Here is a 17,779-nt window from a genome sequence, read left to right on the forward strand (position 1 = left end):
AAAATCCACCTCAACCGAGGTGGATTTCAGCATTCAACTCAAAGTAAATTCAATTAAGACTTTGGCTCTGATTTCGCGTCAAACTTCTCAGACCATGCCGCTAGAATCTCTGCACGCTTGCTGCCCATTTGCGCGAAGTCCATCTTCGCCATGTTCTCTTGAACGTTCGGGAAGTTCGATACTGTCGCTTTCACTTCTTTATGTGCAACCACTGGGTACATTTCTACGTAAAGCTCGTTTGCTGCTTTAGAGATTGACCAGTCGACAACACGTTTCGCTGCATCCGATTCTTTTACTAGACCAACCGCTTCTGATTCCCAGCCGATGCCTTTTGGTGTGATAACCGCTAGTGGCGCGCCTTGTGTTTTCAACTTCGCGCCGCGGCTCGCCATCGAAATACCGATAGCTACTTCACCCATACCCGCTTGAACACATGGCTTAGAACCAGAGTGCGTGTAGTGTGCAATGTTCTTATCTAGGTCACGCATGTAGTTCCATGCCTGATCTTCACCCATGTTTTGTAGCCAAGCAGAAACCTGCATGTAACCAGTGCCTGAAGACGCTGGGTTCGGCATTGCAATGTGACCTTTGTAAACCGGCTTTGTTAGGTCTTCCCAAGACGTTGGTTTCGGTAGGTTAAGTTGTTTCGCTACCGCTTCGTTGAAACAAACTGCGTTAAAGAACGCATCGTTACCGAACCAAGCTTGGTTTGATTGAGGGTCGTTTAGGTTCGCGTGCAGCTCTTCCAAACCTTTTGGCGTGTAAGGCTTAAGAAGACCTTCATCTTTAAGCAGTGCCATTGACGAGCCAGCAAGACCCCAAACCACTTCCGCTTGAGGGTTGTTCTTTTCTGCCAGCAATTTCGCCGTCATGATACCGGTTGAATCACGAACCCACTTAATCTTGATATCTGGGTTATCTTTCTCAAACGCAGACTTGTATTTCGCAAGAATGTCAGTTTCGAAAGCGGTGTAAACCGTGACTTCCTGTGCTGCCATTGCATTCGTAGCTAGCAGAGAGACAAGTGCAGCCAGCGATCCTTTCATCAAACGGTTTTTCATCATTTTCTCCAGTTAATTTGGCTAAGTTTTCATTTGGTCTGTACCAGTTGACGATATACACCCTACTGAGCCTTTGTGACGAAATCATGACCATTAAATGGCAGTTTTACGAAAATTTGCGATGAATAATCGTTCAATTGATCCGCCATTTTCTGGATATTAAAGTTTTATGAAATTGGATATTCGCCTATTTACTGCCCTTTTCTTCCTCGCTAGAGTGAACCCGAAATTTGGTGTAGACCAATTAGCTTATTCTGATGGAAATCGAGATGAAAAACGAATACCTACTACTGACTCCAGGTCCTCTATCTACTTCTGAAACGGTACGTGAAGCCATGCTTAAAGACTGGTGTACTTGGGATGATGAATACAACAAAGACATTGTAGAAGTGATCCGCACTAAGCTTGTAAAACTGGCGACGGAGCAAGACGGCTACACCAGCGTACTAATGCAAGGTAGCGGCACCGCATCAGTAGAAGCGACGATTGGCAGCGCCATTGGCAAAGATGGAAAGTTGTTGGTAGTCGACAACGGTGCTTACGGTGCGCGTATCGCTCAGATCGCTGATTACCTAAATATTCCATGCCATGTAGTTTCCCCTGGCGAAACATCACAGCCACACTTGAACGAGGTGGAAACTGCATTGGCATCGGATCCTGCTATCACACACGTGGCGATTGTTCACTGTGAGACAACCACTGGCATGCTTAACCCAATTAAGGCATTTGCTTCTGCGGCAAAAGCACACGGCAAAGTGGTGATTCTCGATGCCATGTCGAGCTTTGGTGGCATTCCTATCGATATCGCTGAGCTAGGCATCGATTTTATGATCAGCTCTGCAAACAAATGTATTCAAGGCGTACCGGGTTTTGGCTTTGTGATTGCAAAACAAACTGAGCTCGAAAAGTGCCAAGGTCAGGCACGTTCTTTGAGCCTTGATCTTTACGACCAGTGGCAGTGCATGGAAGTGAACCACGGCAAATGGCGTTTCACGTCTCCAACGCACACGGTTCGCGCTTTCTACCAAGCCTTGTTAGAGCTGGAACAAGAAGGCGGCATTGAGGCTCGTCATCACCGTTACCAAACTAACCAGAAAACACTGGTTGCAGGTATGCGTTCTTTGGGGTTTGAGCCACTACTGAGTGATGACCTACACTCGCCAATCATCACTTCTTTCTACTCTCCAACGCACAGTGATTACCAATTCAAAGCGTTCTACACGCGTTTGAAAGAGCAAGGTTTTGTGATTTATCCGGGTAAGGTATCGAACGCAGATTGCTTCCGTATCGGCAACATTGGCGAAGTTTACCCAGCAGATATCGAGCGCTTAATCGGTGCGATTGAAAAAGCAATGTACTGGCAAGTTGCGTAAAGCAGCCTTCTGATTGAGAGAGCGTTATGACTCAGAATATCAAACCGACCCATTTCCGCAGCGAAGGTGATGTCAACACGACACCAGCGCGCCAAGCTTGGAATGCATCGATGGATGACGAACGCACGCAAGCATTATTGAAGCGTGATTCGGAGGTCTTTCTTCATCAAGCCATGTCAACGCCTTGCTTAGATACCTTGGAAGCAGCGGAAGGCATCTATATCCAAGATGCTACCGGCAAAAAGTACATGGACTTTCATGGCAATAACGTCCACCAGCTAGGCTATGGTCATCCGCATGTGATTAAACGTGTGCAAGAGCAAATTGCCAAACTGCCGTTTTCACCACGTCGTTTTACCAATGAAACCGCGATTGAATGTGCCGAAAAGCTCACCCAAATCTGTGGCGGCGAATTGAACCGCGTGCTGTTTGCTCCGGGTGGCACATCTGCGGTTGGCATGGCACTTAAACTAGCGCGCCACATCACGGGCAACTACAAGGTGGTGTCTCTGTGGGATTCCTTCCACGGCGCATCGTTGGATGCCATCTCAGTAGGTGGTGAAGCGTGTTTCCGTCAAGGCATGGGACCATTAATGGCAGGCGTTGAGCGCATTCCACCAGCTGTATCTTACCGAGGCGCTTTCCCAGTTGCCGACGGTAGCGATGTGCATTATGCCGACTACCTTGAGTACGTGATTGAGAAAGAAGGTGGCGTGGGCGCGTTTATCGCAGAGGCGGTTCGCAACACGGATGTTCAAGTGCCAAGTAAAGCCTATTGGAAACGCATCCGTGAAATCTGTGACAAACACAATGTCATGCTGATCATCGACGACATCCCAAACGGCATGGGTCGCAGTGGTGAATGGTTTACCTACCAAGCCTACGACATCGAGCCAGATATGCTCTGCATCGGTAAAGGTTTGGGCGGAGGCTTAGTGCCTATCGCAGCCGTGGTAACCAAAGACAAATACAACACTGCCGAGCAAATCTCAATGGGTCATTACACTCATGAGAAAAGCCCTATCGGTTGTGCTGCAGCACTGGCAACCATGGAAGCCATTGAGCATGACGGCTTGCTAGATAAAGCCAAAGCCGACAGCCAGTTCATGCGTGAAAAGCTGCTAGAGATGAAAGCCAAGTACCCTGTGATTGGCGATGTTCGTGGCATCGGCATGTTATGGGGCATTGAACTGGTCACTGACCACGAAAGCAAAGCACGCGCGTATGACGAAGCGGAAGCTGTGCTGTACCAATGCCTCAACAACGGAGTGAGCTTCAAGGTATCGCAAGGTAACGTGATTCAGCTCAGCCCACCGCTGATCATTACTCGCGAACAACTAACAGAAGCGTTGGCAATCTTCGAAGAAGCCATCGCCAAAGTGTGTAAAGACTTTAACTACATTTAGGTTTTGTTGATCTTTTGAGCTGATTTTTGCAGCAGTTTGTGGGTTCTTTATGCAAGGCAGAGGCTTTGAGTTGTAGCTGTCCTACCTGATAAGCCGATAACGCAGAAGAAAGGAACCACAAACGCTGCCCGAAGGGTTCGGCTAAAAGCGTTTTACTCTTTGTTGTGAGGTGTTGTGCTTAGAATGACTAGGCTACAAACCTCTCGCCGCGATTAAAACGCTTTTATCTCGAACAAAATTTAACCGCAAAAGGTCAGCAAAACCTAGAGTCAATAGACCTCAACAAACACCAATTGATTCAGAGCGCGGTTCCAATGTGTAGGCAGCGCTCTGGCAAGCAAGAAAAAGGATTGAACATGAGCACCTCACCAATTCAAGCAGTGATCTTTGACTGGGCTGGCACTATCGTCGATTTCGGCTCTTTCGCGCCAACCAGCATCTTTGTGGAAGCGTTCAAGCAAGGATTTGATTTCGAAATCGACCTTGAAGAAGCACGTGAACCAATGGGGCTTGGTAAGTGGGATCACATCCAAGCTGTGGGTCGTATTCCTGCGGTTGATAAGCGTTGGAATGAGAAGTTTGGTCGCTCAATGACCAGCGAAGACATCGACGCTATCTATGCAGCATTTATGCCTCTGCAAAAAGCAAAAGTGGCTGATCATGCAGAGCCTATCTTAAATGCGATTGAAGTTGTGAACGGTCTGAAAGACAAAGGCATCAAGATCGGTTCTTGTTCTGGTTACCCTCGCGAAGTGATGGACGTGCTGATTCCAGTGGCAGCGGATTACGGTTACAAACCGGATTACGTAGTAGCAACGGATGACCTACCGCAAGGTGGTCGCCCTGCACCATTTATGGCACTGAAAAACGTGATTGAGCTGAATGTTACCAACGTTAATGCGTGTATCAAAGTGGATGACGCAGCCCCAGGCATCGATGAAGGTCATAACGCCGGTATGTGGACCGTTGGTCTATTACTTTCTGGTAACGAAGCAGGTCTAACGTTTGAAGAATACCAAGCCGCGGACGAAGCAACGCTTGATGCCGCTCGTGAAAAAGCGCGTGCAAAATTGCTAAAGAGCTCGCCGCATTACCTAATCGACACCATTGCTGACTTCCCAGAAGTGGTTGCAGATATCGAACGTCGCCTAGCAGCAGGTGAGCGTCCTTAGTCGACAATCACTATTCTCACGCATAAAAAACCTCTCAGCATCGAGAGGTTTTTTGTATCACGTATTAGTTTCTAACCAAATCAAATTAGTTGATCGCAGTGCTCGCTCGGCGTTTTAGCTTAAAACCCATGTCCGTTGCATGTTCTACAGGCTCACCTTTAATGGCTTGCAGTAACTTGTCTGCGGCTTTCGTCCCCATACGTTCGTAATCGAATTCTGCACAGGTCAAACTTGGGTAGGCGTGCTCACCCATAGAAGAGCCTTCCAAACAGATAATCGCAATGTCGGTCGGGACTTTCAGCACTCGGCGATGACACTCAAACAACGCACCAATCGCAATCTCTTCATGGCTACATACCAAAGCATTCAAACTTGAATCGCGCAGCAATAGCTTTGCCAACCCTTCCGCACCTAATTGTGAAGATGGTGCTTCGTGGGTGGTTAAGAAATGGTCCGGCGCAAGGTAGTTCTCAATCATCGCGCTTTGCCAGCCGTGTAGCTTACGTTGCAAAGTGGAGTGATCCCCACGCGCACCAATGAAGCCCACGTTCTTGAAGCCTTGCTCAATCACATGCTTGGTACAGGCTTTACCCACCTCAAAATGGTCAACACCGATATTGAGGTAACTGGCTTTCGAACTTAACTCAGCAATTTCCAATACCGGCGTGTTCGAGGCTTCCAAAAGCTGATTAGTACGTTGGCTGTGTTCATTACCAAACAGCACCACTCCGGCTGGGCGGCTCTCAAGAAATGTCGAAAGCAGTTTCTCTTCTTGCTCTACCGAGTAGTCGCTGTAGCCAAGCAGCAACTGATAACCTGCTTTGTTCAACGCTTGTTGAAAGCTCGGTAAGAAAAGCGCGCACGCTTTTTCAAACAGGGAAGGAATGATAAGAGCAATGGAGTAACTTTCAGCAGACGCCAAAGCCCCTGCCGCTTTATTCGGGATATAGCCGAGCTCATCAACCACTTGTTGAATCTTTTCTCTCAGCTTGTCAGATACTAGCTCGGGCGTTCGTAATGCTCTCGACACCGTCATGGTGCCTACGCCGGCTTTTTTAGCGACGTCCGCCAAGGTGACATTGCCAGTACTTCTTCGTTTGCGAGGTTCGCTCATTGTTCTTATTTAGTGTTCTCTATTTTCTGCCGCGACATCTTACCACAGCGTTTTATTGGTTTTGATATTAGCGCATTAGAAGTCGATCACAAGCATATGAAACTCGGGTGACTGATAAAAATGGTAGCGCTATCACAATTTATGATAGCGCTATCAGATAGCGCTACCATTTGTGATCATTCTCAGGTTTTTCTGACAAATTGATCGATAAAGTACCCATCAACAAAACAACAAACCGGAAAGATCCAATGCTACGTGAACTGATTACCTCTGATGTGATTCGCATCCATTCTGATGCTACTGACTGGAAAGATGCGGTGAGCAAATCCTGTGAAGCACTGATTGAAAATGGCGCGATTGAGCCAAGCTACGTGGACGCTATTTACCGCTCACACGAAGAGCTCGGTCCTTACTACGTGGTAGGTCCTGGTATGGCAATGCCACACGCTCGCCCTGAAGATGGCGTTAACCGTTTGTCTCTTGCCATCACGGTGATTCAAAACGGCGTGAACTTCGATTCTGAAGGTAACGATCCAGTAAAAATGCTGGTTACGCTAGCCGCGACAGACAGTAACTCGCACGTGGATGCGATTTCTAAACTGGCTGAGTTGTTTATGAATGAAGAGCATGTAGAAGCCATCTGCACCGCTCAAAACACACAAGATGTTCTCGCGATCATCGAAAAATACTAACTCCTGATGTGCCCTTAAAAAATGGGCATACACCCCTATAAAAAGAAAAGGTCTGAATTATGAAAATTATGGTTGTTTGCGGTCACGGTCTTGGTACTAGCCTAATGATGGAAATGAGCATCAAAGGCATCGTGAAAGAATTGAATGTAAACGCAGAAGTGGATCATATCGATCTAGGTTCTGCAAAAGGTACGGATTGTGACATCTTCATCGGTACTAACGACATCGTTGAACAGTTGAACGCACTTGGCGTTGAACCACGCATCGTTGCGCTTGATAACATGGTCGACAAAGTGGCAATGAAAGAGCGTCTATCTGTGGCACTTCAAGAGCTTGGCGCTCTATAAGGTGGCGTTATGGAATTTTTCAGTTTCTTAATGAACGATGTCCTATCAGAGCCAGCGGTTCTGGTAGGTCTTATCGCCCTAATCGGCTTAATTGCCCAGAAAAAACCGGTCACTGAATGTATTAAAGGTACGGTAAAAACCATTCTTGGTTTCATCGTGCTTGGTGCGGGTGCAGGTCTAGTTGTGACTTCTCTGGGTGACTTTGCGACGATTTTCCAACACGCATTTGGCATCACAGGCGTGGTTCCAAACAACGAAGCTATCGTCTCTATCGCGCAAGAAGCGTTTGGTAAAGAGATGGCGATGATCATGTTCTTCGGTATGTTAGTGAACATCTTGATCGCTCGCTTCACGCCATGGAAATTCATCTTCCTAACAGGTCACCACACGCTATTTATGTCGATGATGGTAGCGGCGATCCTTGCTTCTAGCGGCATGAAAGGTGTTCCACTGATCGCGCTTGGCTCTCTGGTTGTGGGCTCTGTGATGGTGTTCTTCCCTGCGATTGCTCACAAGTACATGAAGCAAGTAACAGGTTCTGACGACGTTGCGATTGGTCACTTCTCTACCCTTTCTTACGTACTAGCGGGCTTTATTGGCAGCAAGTTCGGTAACAAAGAACACTCTACTGAAGAGATGAACGTACCTAAGAGCTTGTTGTTCCTACGTGATACGCCTGTAGCAATCTCGTTCACCATGGGCATCATCTTTATGGTGACGTGTATCTTTGCTGGCGGTGACTTTGTACGCGAAGTTAGCGGTGGTAAGCACTGGTTCATGTTCGCGCTGATGCAATCCATCACATTCGCCGGTGGTGTGTACGTTATCCTTCAAGGTGTACGTATGGTTATCGCAGAAATCGTTCCGGCGTTTAAAGGCATCTCAGACAAACTAGTACCAAACGCGAAACCTGCGCTTGATTGTCCGGTTGTATTCCCATACGCACCAAACGCAGTATTGGTTGGCTTCCTATCGAGCTTTGCGGCGGGTCTTTTGGGTATGTTCCTACTTTACGTGATGGGGCTTACTGTGATTATCCCTGGTGTCGTTCCACACTTCTTTGTAGGTGCAGCGGCAGGTGTATTTGGTAACGCTACAGGTGGTCGTCGCGGTGCAATCTTGGGTGCTTTTGCACAAGGTCTACTGATTACCTTCCTACCAGTATTCCTAATGCCAGTACTGGGTGACCTAGGCTTTGCTAACACGACCTTTAGTGACGCAGACTTCGGCGCTGTTGGTATCTTACTGGGTCTGATTGTTCGCTAAGTAGTTAGTCTGAATATAACTAGCTGATAACTGACTTGATTGATGCGCGAATAGGTTCATCGGCATCAATCTTCAAGAATATCTCGTCATAGCAAACGACGACCTTTAGAAGAAAGCAATCGTAGAAAGAAAACAAACGCCCCTCACGTGAGGGGCGTTTTTCTTTTTGACACTATCTTAAGAAAGTTTGGCTTATTGAAGCGTAGTTCCGTTAGATAGCAGCTTTCTTGTCGGTTCTTGCTCGGTATATTCGACCGCATTGTGATCCACGAGCTTATCGACTTCCGCCTGTTCACCCACCACAACCAACACGTGTTGTTTCACCAGAGCGTCGACCACTTCAATGTTGTGCTGACGAAGAAGCGCTCTCACTTCGCTCTCTTTCCCCTCATGATACTTAACAAAGTAACGTGCAGGTTGCTGCTCGGCTTGATCTTGGCGTTCATCCACGAGAGGAAATCCTTGATTGTTTGCCAAGCTGCTTGAGCTCAGTCCGATTGCCAATAGTGCGGTAGCGCCTACCGCAGACAAAGAAAGTAAGGTCAACTTCTTCATAGTCACTCCTTATTGAAAGGTCAGAGTCCAACTGTTGATGGTGCCTGTGTCTCTTCTGGCATTGTCCACCGCTTTAAGTTCCCATGTGCCTTGTGATTCAAAACCAGAGAAGTCCGCTTGGAAACTGGTTTTAATGTCGTTCGCACCGCCACCCGCATTGTCGTGCAGTACTACTTGACCACCGTCAGGTGACGTTAGCGTGACACGAAGATCGCCAATGTAGGTGTGAGTGATATCCAAGTCGATAGTCACTGAACCCGCATCGCCAGAGCGAGCCACATCTAATGGGCTTACGATACCTGCAGAGCTGTTGTCAGGAATCGCTACTGCATTCGAGTTGGTGTAGCTAGAAGGTGTAGAGCCGCCACCAGATGAATCACCCGAACCGTTATGCGCTGCAACAAGAGAAACACCAGAGTACGCGCTGTAGCCGTAAACTAATACTTCATATTGCCCTGCGCCAGATACGTTCAAGCTACAGCTTTCGCCATTACCGCCCGCCCATGAACGACAGTCGTAAGTGCTGGTGCTTGGTGTGCCATTAAAGCGCACGTAAAGGTCAGCATCACCAGAGCCACCACTCATGTTGAATGTCGCTTGCGTTGCATCCGCAGGGACGTCAAACACGAATACTGTGCTTGATTTGCTGCCGCCAGAAAGCTGCGTTTTCGCCACGCCATTTTCTAGAACGTTGTCGTTGCCAGAGCCGCCGCCATCCGGACCATTACAGCCAGCGTCTAGGTATTGTTTCGCAGCCTCAGCATTCACAAGACCATGACCAGTGCGGTTATCACGACCTGTTACGTCAATGTCCGTTGCTGTCTTGATCAGCGCGTTACGTACTTGAGCTGCGGTACAGGTTGGATGGTAACTCCATACCAAACCTGCAACACCGGTTACGTGTGGCGTCGCCATCGAAGTACCGTTGTAATACTCGTAGTCTTCACCCTTAGTGGTCGATACCGTGATCTCTTGACCAACATAGCTCAACAGCTCCTGACCGAAGGCACGATCAACGGTTACTGACACAATACGCGCCGCGTTGTTTTGATCGACAAGGAAAGGATTCTGCAAACCCGGAAGCTCAGAGTTACTGTACACAATCGCCGCACTTGCACCTGCGTTGTAACACGCTTGAACTGCATCGATTTCTGGGTAGTTGCCTGATGATTGGTTACCCACACGCTCGGTCAAACAGATCTTGCCAGACATATCACCACAGCTGAAACTGCTACCAGATACATCACAGCTTGCCAGTGTCGCCGTGATAGAACCGGCTACTGGATCAGGACCGTAACTGCCACCCGATTGGATCAAGCGGTTGTGAGGAACGATACCACGATCGAACTGGCTAACACCGTTCAAGCGAATGTCTGAAAGCTTACCCTCGCCCACTGTCACCGTAGATAGAATCGCTACGCCCGGACCTGCGATTTCAACTTGGTCTGTCGCTTGAGAGAACGCCGCGTGATCACGCTTATCATCCACCGCCGCAACCGACATAACTGAATCGTAAGATGCTGGGTAACTGTGCGCAGTATTACCATCGTTACCCGCAGCGGCAATCAGCAACACGCCTTGGTCGTAAATGGTTTGCAACGCGTTTTTCTCTGTCACACTCGACTGGCTACCACCAAGGCTCATGTTGACCACGTTCGCGCCGTTGTCAGCACAAGTTTGTACCGCTTTCACCAAGCTGGATGAGTAGCCCCAACCCGCTTCATTGAACACCTTAACAATGTGCAAATTCACGTTTTGGTTTGGCATAACGCCTTTGATGCCTTCCGTGTTGGCAATCGCGGCAATCGTACCCGCTACGTGTGTACCGTGAGCGTTGTTATTACCCGGAACACTCCAAGAACCGGTACCGCTATCATTTGTACCCGACACTCGGTTACCACTCAGATCGTTGTGCGCCAAATCGTAACCCGAGTCGATGATACACACGGTGCGATTCCCTGCATTTGAGTCATTCAGAAGCTGAGCATTCACCGCCTCATAGCCCCAAGGGATAGTCTCGCTTAACAGATAACGCGGTGGGTCAATTTCAACGTATTCCACGTCGCTGCGGTTACGCAGTTGCCCCAACTCCGAGTCTTCCATTTCCACGCTGTAAATCGCGCGATTTCCTAGCTTTTCCACTTTACGCGCTTTGAGCTGATCTAAGACCGACTCTTGCGCGATACGTGGTCCCCAGAATGAGTTCCCACCCAATGCTGAAGGACTGGACGTATCTTCTTTAAATTTGACGATGTATTTGGTCGGCAAGTTAGATTCGTCGAACCCCGTCAGAGGAGCCGCATGCGCTGACATCGAAAATGTCAGTGCCACTGCAACGACAGACAATGAAAACAAGCCATTTAATTTAGTTGTTGTGTGATGCATTTGCTCTATTCCTTTTTGAGCTGATTTTTATTCACTTTACGCTCATGAAAAATCATTCACCTATCATTAACATGAGCTACTCAGCTATAGATTATTTGTAAAAAAATCCAAACAATTGATTTTGTGAATGCATAATTGTTAATAAAAGATCATTTAATCAACAGATAAAGTGAACATCAAAAGAGAACCAATTTTCTTATAAAGCAATTACTTATTAACGTCAAAAGTGCATGTTAAATTAATGTTAGTGAGTAATTATTCTAGATTTTATAAAATTATGCTATTTACTAAATCTATTGAAAGTTGAACGCGGTACCAGAATTGACAGAATGAATAATTAGATATTTGACTAAGTAGGGTATTTACTCAGAATGAGGACGTTTGGTGAGATAAATTCTCACCTAAATCATGACGATAATCATCACAGAGAGTGAATCATGAATAAAACTATTACGTTACTTAGTGCATTATTACTACCACTAAGTTTTGCTCACGCTGCCGAGCCAACATTGTCTCCAGAGATGGTCAGTGCCTCTCAAGTAAGAAGCGCGCAAGCGAAACAAACTTACACTTATGTCCGCTGCTGGTACCGCACCAGTTATTCAAAAGATGAACCTGCGACCGATTGGGAATGGGCAGAAAATCCAGACGGCAGTTACTTCACGCTTGATGGCTACTGGTGGAGTTCGGTTTCTTTCAAGAACATGTTCTACACAGACACACCGCAAAGTGTTATCAAGCAACGTTGTGAGCAAACTCTGGACCTAGCAAATGAAAACGCTGACATCACCTTCTTTGCAGCCGATAACCGTTTCTCCTACAACCATACTATCTGGAGCAACGACCCTGTCATGCAGCCAGACCAAATCAACAAGGTCGTAGCATTGGGTGACAGCTTGTCTGATACAGGCAACATCTTTAATGCATCACAATGGCGATTCCCGAATCCAAATAGCTGGTTCTTGGGACACTTCTCAAACGGTTTTGTGTGGACTGAGTACATTGCTCAAGCGAAAAACTTACCGCTATACAACTGGGCTGTGGGTGGCGCGGCAGGCGAAAACCAATACATCGCTCTGACTGGTGTAGGTGAGCAAGTTTCCTCTTACTTGGCATATGCGAAATTAGCGAAAAACTACAAGCCTGCTAATACCCTGTTTACCCTTGAGTTTGGTCTAAATGACTTCATGAACTACAACCGTAGCGTGCCAGAAGTGAAATCAGACTACGCGGAAGCCTTGATTAAACTGACCGATGCAGGTGCGAAGAACTTGTTGTTGATGACACTACCAGATGCAACACGTGCACCACAGTTTACCTACTCGACTCAAGAAGAAATCAACAAGATCCGCGCGAAGATCGTGGAAATGAATGAGTTCATCAAAGCACAAGCAGCGTATTACACTGCACAAGGCTACAACGTTACCTTGTACGATACGCATGCACTGTTTGAAAGCTTAACAGCAAATCCAGAGCAACACAGTTTTGTAAACGCGAGCCAAGCTTGCCAAGACATCAACCGCTCTTCATCGGTAGATTACCTATACCATCACTCATTGCGTTCTGAGTGTGCGTCTTCTGGCTCTGATAAGTTTGTATTCTGGGACGTAACACACCCGACCACAGCAACACACCACTACGTGGCAGAAAAAATGCTAGAAAGTACGAATCAATTGTCAAACCATCCTTTCTAAGCTAACGAAACTCATAGAACCTCTCTGTAGTCGAGAGGTTCTAATTGCCTTATTCCCATTCATAAGCCAGAGATTGTATTCGTCGTTCGAACTCGATAAGTTGAAGAAAACTCTGAGGTCAACGTCATGCTCGAACATCCTTTAACTCAACGCGCTCTTGAAATCATTCGCTCGAAATCTGTTGGAGCACCTCAATCACATCCATTTTCGGTCACAATTAACTTCCATCCCGATCGTTTGACCTCTCAAGGCATACCTCTTCTCAAAGCAATTGCGCAAGACGGAAAGCTCAAATCTCAGTTTGAAACCGGTACAAGCAATGGCGGATTAACAGCTTATAAAGGCGGAGAGCGTTGGCGTTGGGAGCAACGCGTGTTTGATGGTGTGTACGACAATAGCCAACCAAATCAACGCCCAAAGTATGGCGCGTTAAACTTCTCAGGTTCAGAAGTTGGCGCTTCACCAAGATTTGGGTCGAGCTACTTCTTATTGAAACCAGAGATCACTAAACGAGCGACATTTTGTTATCCAGATAGCTTCTTCGAGCCAGAGCACTTCGCCACCATTGAACATGTTCAACCCTTGTTGGATGAGTTAAACGCGCAAGCGCCTGACAGGTTGGACGCCTATATCGAAACTCAAATCCACGGCGATTTGCGCTTGGAGGAAGATATTCGAGCCTTGGTGCTCGATCCTTCATTTAAAGGCACAGAGGTAGAAGATTACGCTCGCGAGTTACCAGTTGAAATTCGTTGGCACAGTGGCTTTTGTGTCTCAATAGAAGACATCAATCTTTATCCAGACTACCGAGGACAAACCATTTTAGACATCGCAAATCAAGTTGCAGAAAATGGCATGCTAACACCACGCATTATTGGTGAAGCGGTAAAAGCAAAAGCGTTTGACGAGCAAGATTTGAAGAAAGTCTGGCACTACTTAGCGCGATTTGGGTTTGATTATCGATAAGCTAACGATTAAAAGCCACCAGCCCAGCTATCGAATTCATCAATCACATCTAGCTCTTTTTGAGTTCGAGGACGAGGATAATAAGGTAGAGCAAGTAGCTTTTCTGACGGCATTAGCAGCCAATCCGGTGACATCTTCATACGCACCAATTCTTGCTCCCCTTCACGACGCACAAACATATAATAACCATCAACGTGAGTATTGGCATAACTTGCGATTTGAACGATTTCTCCACTTGGCAGCTTTACTTTGCGTCCCAAAGGATAGAGACGATGCAACGCAAAACTCACATGCGCATCTTCAAGATAGCCCTTTTTGAATCGAGAGATGCCAATCGCAGTCGATGTTGTTCGATGAGACCAACCCGCCAATATCAACCCTTTGAGAGAATCTTTGAATGGCTGCCCTTTTGGCTCACCTTCATTGGAGATGAATTGCACCGTTAACGTGTCACCTTGCTCATCTAAAATTTGCAAAAATTGTTCACCAGTTTTATCTGCCAATAATTTCACGCTACTGCTCCGCCAAAGGTTTATGAATGAAATACTATATACAACTTGGCAAGAGCTAGCTATTACGCTGCATTGTTTTCCTTGAACTCGACTCAATGACAACGCTCTGAACCCTGCATCTTGAAACCACTTGGGAATAAAGCCCCTAACGCAAAGTTCAAGGTCGTTTTTCGTCAATCTTGCTATGATAATTTGGTCACTTTTTAAGGAACAAAGAATGAATCTAAAACACTATATTGTATTGCCTATGATGGCAACGGTGCTGTTTGGTTGTGCTCAGCGCAATTCTGATGACACCATGAACACAATGACAATTCATGTCGCTCCTGAGCGTGTAGACTGCGTGGGTGTGGCTCCAATGAAGTGCATGGTCGTGGACGGTAACTACTTCTATGATCAAATTGACGGTTTTGAATTTGAACCCGGCTATGAGTACACCTTAAAAGTCAAACGCATCCAGCAATTTACTCCAGAGAATGCGCCAGCAGATACAAGTTTGTACCGATATGAACTCATTGAAGTACTAGAGAGACGATAGCCCAAGATTAACCGCCTGTTGAAAGGAAATCATTATGTTTGGAAGTTGGAAACGAAACCGCCAAATTCGAGAAATCGCAAAAGACATTACACCTAAACTCGTGCTCAAGTATGGTGAGAAAACGGATTACGCGAAGAAAGAGATCGATTGGGCACTCAAAGAAAATGGAAAAACAGACGACGCTTTCGCCCTTCTCGCATACGGCATGTTCATTAACCAAACCACTTACGTGTCGATAGGGCTAAGCCAAGAGCTGGGTGAGCATGTTGAATTTCAATCAGAAGTCTCACTTGCCTTGTTTGACCAAGCGACAGATCTTGTAAGCGTCAGTGCTTTACTGACTTACGCAGAAATTCAGGACTGCAACAAACAACAACCCGCCACCGATTCTAATGATTTCGATGCTGACAGCGGAGACTTCGGGGGAGACGGCGGCGGTGGTGAGTAGCATTACGCCAAACTGCAATGGTAACAACATGCGGCGATGATTCATCTCAAAACTTACCGTTAAAAGGCTCATCACGAGCCTTTTACACCAACGAAACTTCGGCTCGCTCTATTACTTACACTAAGCCTTTCAATTTTGCTAAACCATAAGCGGCAATGGTCACGCAGTCTTTGATTTCGCCGTCTATCATCATGCGCTCAAACGCTTCGACAGAAAACGAACGAGTGATCAAATCTTCTTCTTCGCTGTCTAGCTGATTGCCCACTTCAGACAACTCACTCGCGAAGTACACGTGGCAAGTCTGGTTTAAGAACCCGTAAGCGATGAACTGCGCACCAACGTACTCCATCTTATTAGCCTGCATGCCGGTCTCTTCACGAAGTTCACCTTTTGCTAGCTCAAGATGATCCGCATCTGGATTTGATTCCCACGCCCCTTGCGGGATTTCCCAACAACGTTGCCCTACGGTGTAACGAAACTGCTGTACTAAATGAATCACACCGTTATCGATAGCCAGAATCGCCGCACAGTCTGGCTTATCGACCACACCGTAAATGCCTTCGGCTCCGCTAGGGCGTTGGATTTTATCTTCACGTACCGTCATCCATTTATTTTGATACACCACTTTGCTGTCGAGCTGCTTGATGTCTGCCATGAGAGTCCTTACTGCTTGATTCTTCGAAATTACTTATTGGATTAAGCGCCATTCTAACGCTGTTTGCGTGTCAGTTTGTAGACGGTTTTCAAATTCAACGCGCTTATTGGTATTCAATATATCCAATCAAAACAATCATTCATCGCAATGGTTAGGATGGCGCGAAATGGCAAGTTTTCAATTCGAGGAACTCATATAGTTAACCCATCGACGCAAGGCATGGCTTTGCAAACTTGTTCATTATTGATTGAGGGTTCTTATGAGCGCATCGGATAAAGTCTACGGTTTCAACACTCCACAGCGTCTGTTTGTTGGTTATACCTTGGCGGTATTGGTAGACCTTACGGTACTGAACTTCTATGACGAATACTGGGACTTTGTAACGATTGATTCGTTTACGATTTCTTTCGCCGCGGCATTGCTGCTTCAGTTGCTTTTGAAGCTGTCGATCAAAGCGGAACACAAAATTGCAGAGTACTTTAAATCGAAACCGGGCACGGCACCTAAGATTTATCGCGGTCTTTCGACTTACGTTATTTTGGTCGGTTCGAAGTTCGTGATGCTAGAAGCAATTAACATCCTATTTGGTGAAAAGGTTGACTTTAGTGGTCCTTGGAACGGTGTTGTAGCCTTCTTTGCGGTGGTGTTTACCATCCTGATTTCAGAGGTCATCGTCGGCAAGATTTACTTCAAGCTTGGTGAGAAAGAACGACAAGTACAAGGCGAATTGACTGAAAAAAACGCAAACCAATAAGCAAGATCGATTGACACAAAACAGTATCGATAAAAACAAAAAAGCGCTGAGAAATCAGCGCTTTTTCCGTTTATTTGTTTACTTAAGCTTAAGCGATGAGGATGCTCTTAAGCTCATTCAATGATTCAACCGTGTAGCTTGGTGCAATGCACTCATCCACACTTGCACCTGTGGTGTTCAGCCAGCATGTTTCAATACCGAAGTTGTTACCACCCAAGATATCAGAATGCAGGTTGTCACCCACCATCAAGACGCGCGTCTTACACGGGTTACCCATTTGCGTCATCGCGTACTCAAAAATTCCTAGATCCGGCTTGGCAATACCGACTTGTTCAGAAATCACCACGTGCTCGAAGTAATCGCTCATACCTGTGCGTTCTAGACGAATCGCTTGCAGCTCGGTAAAACCATTGGTGATGATGCCCATTTTGGCTTTACCTTGCAGCGCTTCCATCAACTCTTTCGCACCCGGCAACAAAGTACAGATGTCTGCCATCGCTTCTAAGAATGCCGTGTTGAGATCCGCCGTCGTGGTATTGAGCTTTTCTGCCCACTCAGTAAAGCGTTTGTGCTTGAGCTCATCTGCTGTCACTTTACCATCTTGGTAATCTACCCAAAGTGGCTTGTTGACCGTTTGGTAGTGGGCAAAATCTTGCTCGGTGAAGTCTACGCCTTTGCGAGAAAACATTAGCTGCAAACCTTTGAAGGCATCAAAGTGAAACAAGGTTTCGTCAGCATCAAACAAGATCCAATCGTATTTCATTTTCTTCTTTCCAATATCCAGGTCGTTTTCTGCCACATAGTCTAATTGTTTTCTTCTTGAAGATAATCTCTATAATTG

General features: G+C 46.5%; 18 protein-coding genes. 11 read left to right on the top strand and 7 right to left on the bottom strand.

The annotated features are described in order from the left end of the window. Window positions 1-53: 53 nt before the first annotated feature. Window positions 54-1,064: a putative 2-aminoethylphosphonate ABC transporter substrate-binding protein gene (locus QMY49_RS17780; protein ID WP_005384363.1), complete on the bottom strand. Its 1,011-nt coding sequence runs from the start codon at window positions 1,062-1,064 to the stop codon at window positions 54-56. Window positions 1,065-1,330: 266 nt separating this feature from the next. On the opposite strand from QMY49_RS17780, the gene phnW reads away from it, so the two are divergent. The 3 genes from phnW (at window position 1,331) to phnX (ending at window position 5,012) form a co-directional block, all read left to right on the top strand. Further along, the gene (gene phnW, locus QMY49_RS17785; protein ID WP_283315790.1) at window positions 1,331-2,434 is read left to right on the top strand and encodes a 2-aminoethylphosphonate--pyruvate transaminase; all 1,104 of its coding nucleotides are present in this window, start codon (window positions 1,331-1,333) and stop codon (window positions 2,432-2,434) included. A gap of 26 nt (window positions 2,435-2,460) precedes the next feature. Continuing rightward, entirely contained in the window at window positions 2,461-3,840 is a 1,380-nt protein-coding gene (locus tag QMY49_RS17790; protein ID WP_283315791.1) for an aspartate aminotransferase family protein, read from the top strand. A gap of 356 nt (window positions 3,841-4,196) precedes the next feature. Then, window positions 4,197-5,012, top strand: coding sequence for a phosphonoacetaldehyde hydrolase (phnX, locus tag QMY49_RS17795; protein ID WP_283315792.1), 816 nt, complete (start codon window positions 4,197-4,199; stop codon window positions 5,010-5,012). 85 nt (window positions 5,013-5,097) lie between these two features. Here phnX and QMY49_RS17800 read toward each other — a convergent pair whose 3' ends face one another. Further along, window positions 5,098-6,126 (bottom strand): LacI family DNA-binding transcriptional regulator, encoded by a 1,029-nt coding sequence (locus QMY49_RS17800; RefSeq protein WP_005442357.1) that lies wholly within the window; start codon window positions 6,124-6,126, stop codon window positions 5,098-5,100. A 248-nt stretch (window positions 6,127-6,374) separates the two neighbouring features. Here QMY49_RS17800 and QMY49_RS17805 point away from each other — a divergent pair, with 248 nt between their 5' ends. From QMY49_RS17805 to ulaA, 3 genes are read left to right on the top strand one after another with little or no spacing between them, the layout of a single operon-like run. Continuing rightward, window positions 6,375-6,818 carry a PTS sugar transporter subunit IIA gene (locus tag QMY49_RS17805; protein ID WP_005384357.1) on the top strand — a complete coding sequence of 148 codons (444 nt, stop codon included), beginning with the start codon at window positions 6,375-6,377 and terminating at the stop codon, window positions 6,816-6,818. Window positions 6,819-6,877: 59 nt separating this feature from the next. After that, window positions 6,878-7,165, top strand: coding sequence for a PTS sugar transporter subunit IIB (locus QMY49_RS17810; protein ID WP_005374080.1), 288 nt, complete (start codon window positions 6,878-6,880; stop codon window positions 7,163-7,165). 9 nt (window positions 7,166-7,174) lie between these two features. Continuing rightward, window positions 7,175-8,431 carry a PTS ascorbate transporter subunit IIC gene (gene ulaA, locus QMY49_RS17815; RefSeq protein ID WP_005384349.1) on the top strand — a complete coding sequence of 419 codons (1,257 nt, stop codon included), beginning with the start codon at window positions 7,175-7,177 and terminating at the stop codon, window positions 8,429-8,431. A gap of 192 nt (window positions 8,432-8,623) precedes the next feature. Here ulaA and QMY49_RS17820 read toward each other — a convergent pair whose 3' ends face one another. Beyond that, window positions 8,624-8,986, bottom strand: coding sequence for an ATPase (locus tag QMY49_RS17820; RefSeq protein WP_283315800.1), 363 nt, complete (start codon window positions 8,984-8,986; stop codon window positions 8,624-8,626). 9 nt (window positions 8,987-8,995) lie between these two features. Beyond that, complete coding sequence (locus QMY49_RS17825; protein ID WP_283315803.1) at window positions 8,996-11,371, bottom strand: S8 family serine peptidase; 2,376 nt, start codon at window positions 11,369-11,371, stop codon at window positions 8,996-8,998. Window positions 11,372-11,805: 434 nt separating this feature from the next. Here QMY49_RS17825 and QMY49_RS17830 point away from each other — a divergent pair, with 434 nt between their 5' ends. Together QMY49_RS17830 and QMY49_RS17835 are read left to right on the top strand one after the other, a co-directional pair. Continuing rightward, the gene (locus QMY49_RS17830; protein ID WP_283316813.1) at window positions 11,806-13,065 is read left to right on the top strand and encodes an SGNH/GDSL hydrolase family protein; all 1,260 of its coding nucleotides are present in this window, start codon (window positions 11,806-11,808) and stop codon (window positions 13,063-13,065) included. A gap of 126 nt (window positions 13,066-13,191) precedes the next feature. Next, window positions 13,192-14,031: a DUF3626 domain-containing protein gene (locus QMY49_RS17835; protein WP_029789584.1), complete on the top strand. Its 840-nt coding sequence runs from the start codon at window positions 13,192-13,194 to the stop codon at window positions 14,029-14,031. Between the two features lie 8 nt (window positions 14,032-14,039). Here QMY49_RS17835 and QMY49_RS17840 read toward each other — a convergent pair whose 3' ends face one another. Beyond that, window positions 14,040-14,543: a hypothetical protein gene (locus tag QMY49_RS17840; protein WP_005445419.1), complete on the bottom strand. Its 504-nt coding sequence runs from the start codon at window positions 14,541-14,543 to the stop codon at window positions 14,040-14,042. Between the two features lie 217 nt (window positions 14,544-14,760). On the opposite strand from QMY49_RS17840, the gene QMY49_RS17845 reads away from it, so the two are divergent. Together QMY49_RS17845 and QMY49_RS17850 are read left to right on the top strand one after the other, a co-directional pair. Then, window positions 14,761-15,081, top strand: a complete 321-nt coding sequence (locus QMY49_RS17845) for a DUF4377 domain-containing protein (RefSeq protein WP_050902510.1) — start codon at window positions 14,761-14,763, stop codon at window positions 15,079-15,081. A 34-nt stretch (window positions 15,082-15,115) separates the two neighbouring features. Then, the gene (locus tag QMY49_RS17850) at window positions 15,116-15,529 is read left to right on the top strand and encodes a DUF6559 family protein (protein ID WP_005445421.1); all 414 of its coding nucleotides are present in this window, start codon (window positions 15,116-15,118) and stop codon (window positions 15,527-15,529) included. A gap of 115 nt (window positions 15,530-15,644) precedes the next feature. Here the strand turns inward: QMY49_RS17850 and QMY49_RS17855 are convergent, their stop codons facing one another. Continuing rightward, on the bottom strand, window positions 15,645-16,184 hold the full coding sequence (locus QMY49_RS17855; RefSeq protein WP_005445422.1) for an NUDIX domain-containing protein: 540 nt from the start codon (window positions 16,182-16,184) through the stop codon (window positions 15,645-15,647). Window positions 16,185-16,443: 259 nt separating this feature from the next. Here QMY49_RS17855 and QMY49_RS17860 point away from each other — a divergent pair, with 259 nt between their 5' ends. Further along, complete coding sequence (locus tag QMY49_RS17860; RefSeq protein WP_038898185.1) at window positions 16,444-16,938, top strand: hypothetical protein; 495 nt, start codon at window positions 16,444-16,446, stop codon at window positions 16,936-16,938. An 88-nt stretch (window positions 16,939-17,026) separates the two neighbouring features. Here QMY49_RS17860 and yjjG read toward each other — a convergent pair whose 3' ends face one another. Next, window positions 17,027-17,701 carry a pyrimidine 5'-nucleotidase gene (gene yjjG, locus QMY49_RS17865; RefSeq protein ID WP_053052901.1) on the bottom strand — a complete coding sequence of 225 codons (675 nt, stop codon included), beginning with the start codon at window positions 17,699-17,701 and terminating at the stop codon, window positions 17,027-17,029. Between the last annotated feature and the right edge of the window lie 78 nt (window positions 17,702-17,779).

The organism is Vibrio harveyi (assembly GCF_030060435.1).
GTDB classification, from domain to species: domain Bacteria; phylum Pseudomonadota; class Gammaproteobacteria; order Enterobacterales; family Vibrionaceae; genus Vibrio; species Vibrio harveyi.

Excerpts from the sequence above, each read along its gene's own strand:
- yjjG (WP_053052901.1), bottom strand. The coding sequence starts at position 17,701 with ATGAAATACGATTGGATCTTGTTTGATGCTGACGAAACCTTGTTTCAC.
- QMY49_RS17780 (WP_005384363.1), bottom strand. The coding sequence starts at position 1,064 with ATGATGAAAAACCGTTTGATGAAAGGATCGCTGGCTGCACTTGTCTCT.
- QMY49_RS17825 (WP_283315803.1), bottom strand. The coding sequence starts at position 11,371 with ATGCATCACACAACAACTAAATTAAATGGCTTGTTTTCATTGTCTGTC.
- phnW (WP_283315790.1), top strand. The coding sequence starts at position 1,331 with ATGAAAAACGAATACCTACTACTGACTCCAGGTCCTCTATCTACTTCT.
- QMY49_RS17805 (WP_005384357.1), top strand. The coding sequence starts at position 6,375 with ATGCTACGTGAACTGATTACCTCTGATGTGATTCGCATCCATTCTGAT.
- QMY49_RS17850 (WP_005445421.1), top strand. The coding sequence starts at position 15,116 with ATGTTTGGAAGTTGGAAACGAAACCGCCAAATTCGAGAAATCGCAAAA.
- ulaA (WP_005384349.1), top strand. The coding sequence starts at position 7,175 with ATGGAATTTTTCAGTTTCTTAATGAACGATGTCCTATCAGAGCCAGCG.
- phnX (WP_283315792.1), top strand. The coding sequence starts at position 4,197 with ATGAGCACCTCACCAATTCAAGCAGTGATCTTTGACTGGGCTGGCACT.
- QMY49_RS17845 (WP_050902510.1), top strand. The coding sequence starts at position 14,761 with ATGAATCTAAAACACTATATTGTATTGCCTATGATGGCAACGGTGCTG.
- QMY49_RS17790 (WP_283315791.1), top strand. The coding sequence starts at position 2,461 with ATGACTCAGAATATCAAACCGACCCATTTCCGCAGCGAAGGTGATGTC.
- QMY49_RS17810 (WP_005374080.1), top strand. The coding sequence starts at position 6,878 with ATGAAAATTATGGTTGTTTGCGGTCACGGTCTTGGTACTAGCCTAATG.
- QMY49_RS17800 (WP_005442357.1), bottom strand. The coding sequence starts at position 6,126 with ATGAGCGAACCTCGCAAACGAAGAAGTACTGGCAATGTCACCTTGGCG.
- QMY49_RS17820 (WP_283315800.1), bottom strand. The coding sequence starts at position 8,986 with ATGAAGAAGTTGACCTTACTTTCTTTGTCTGCGGTAGGCGCTACCGCA.
- QMY49_RS17860 (WP_038898185.1), top strand. The coding sequence starts at position 16,444 with ATGAGCGCATCGGATAAAGTCTACGGTTTCAACACTCCACAGCGTCTG.
- QMY49_RS17855 (WP_005445422.1), bottom strand. The coding sequence starts at position 16,184 with ATGGCAGACATCAAGCAGCTCGACAGCAAAGTGGTGTATCAAAATAAA.
- QMY49_RS17835 (WP_029789584.1), top strand. The coding sequence starts at position 13,192 with ATGCTCGAACATCCTTTAACTCAACGCGCTCTTGAAATCATTCGCTCG.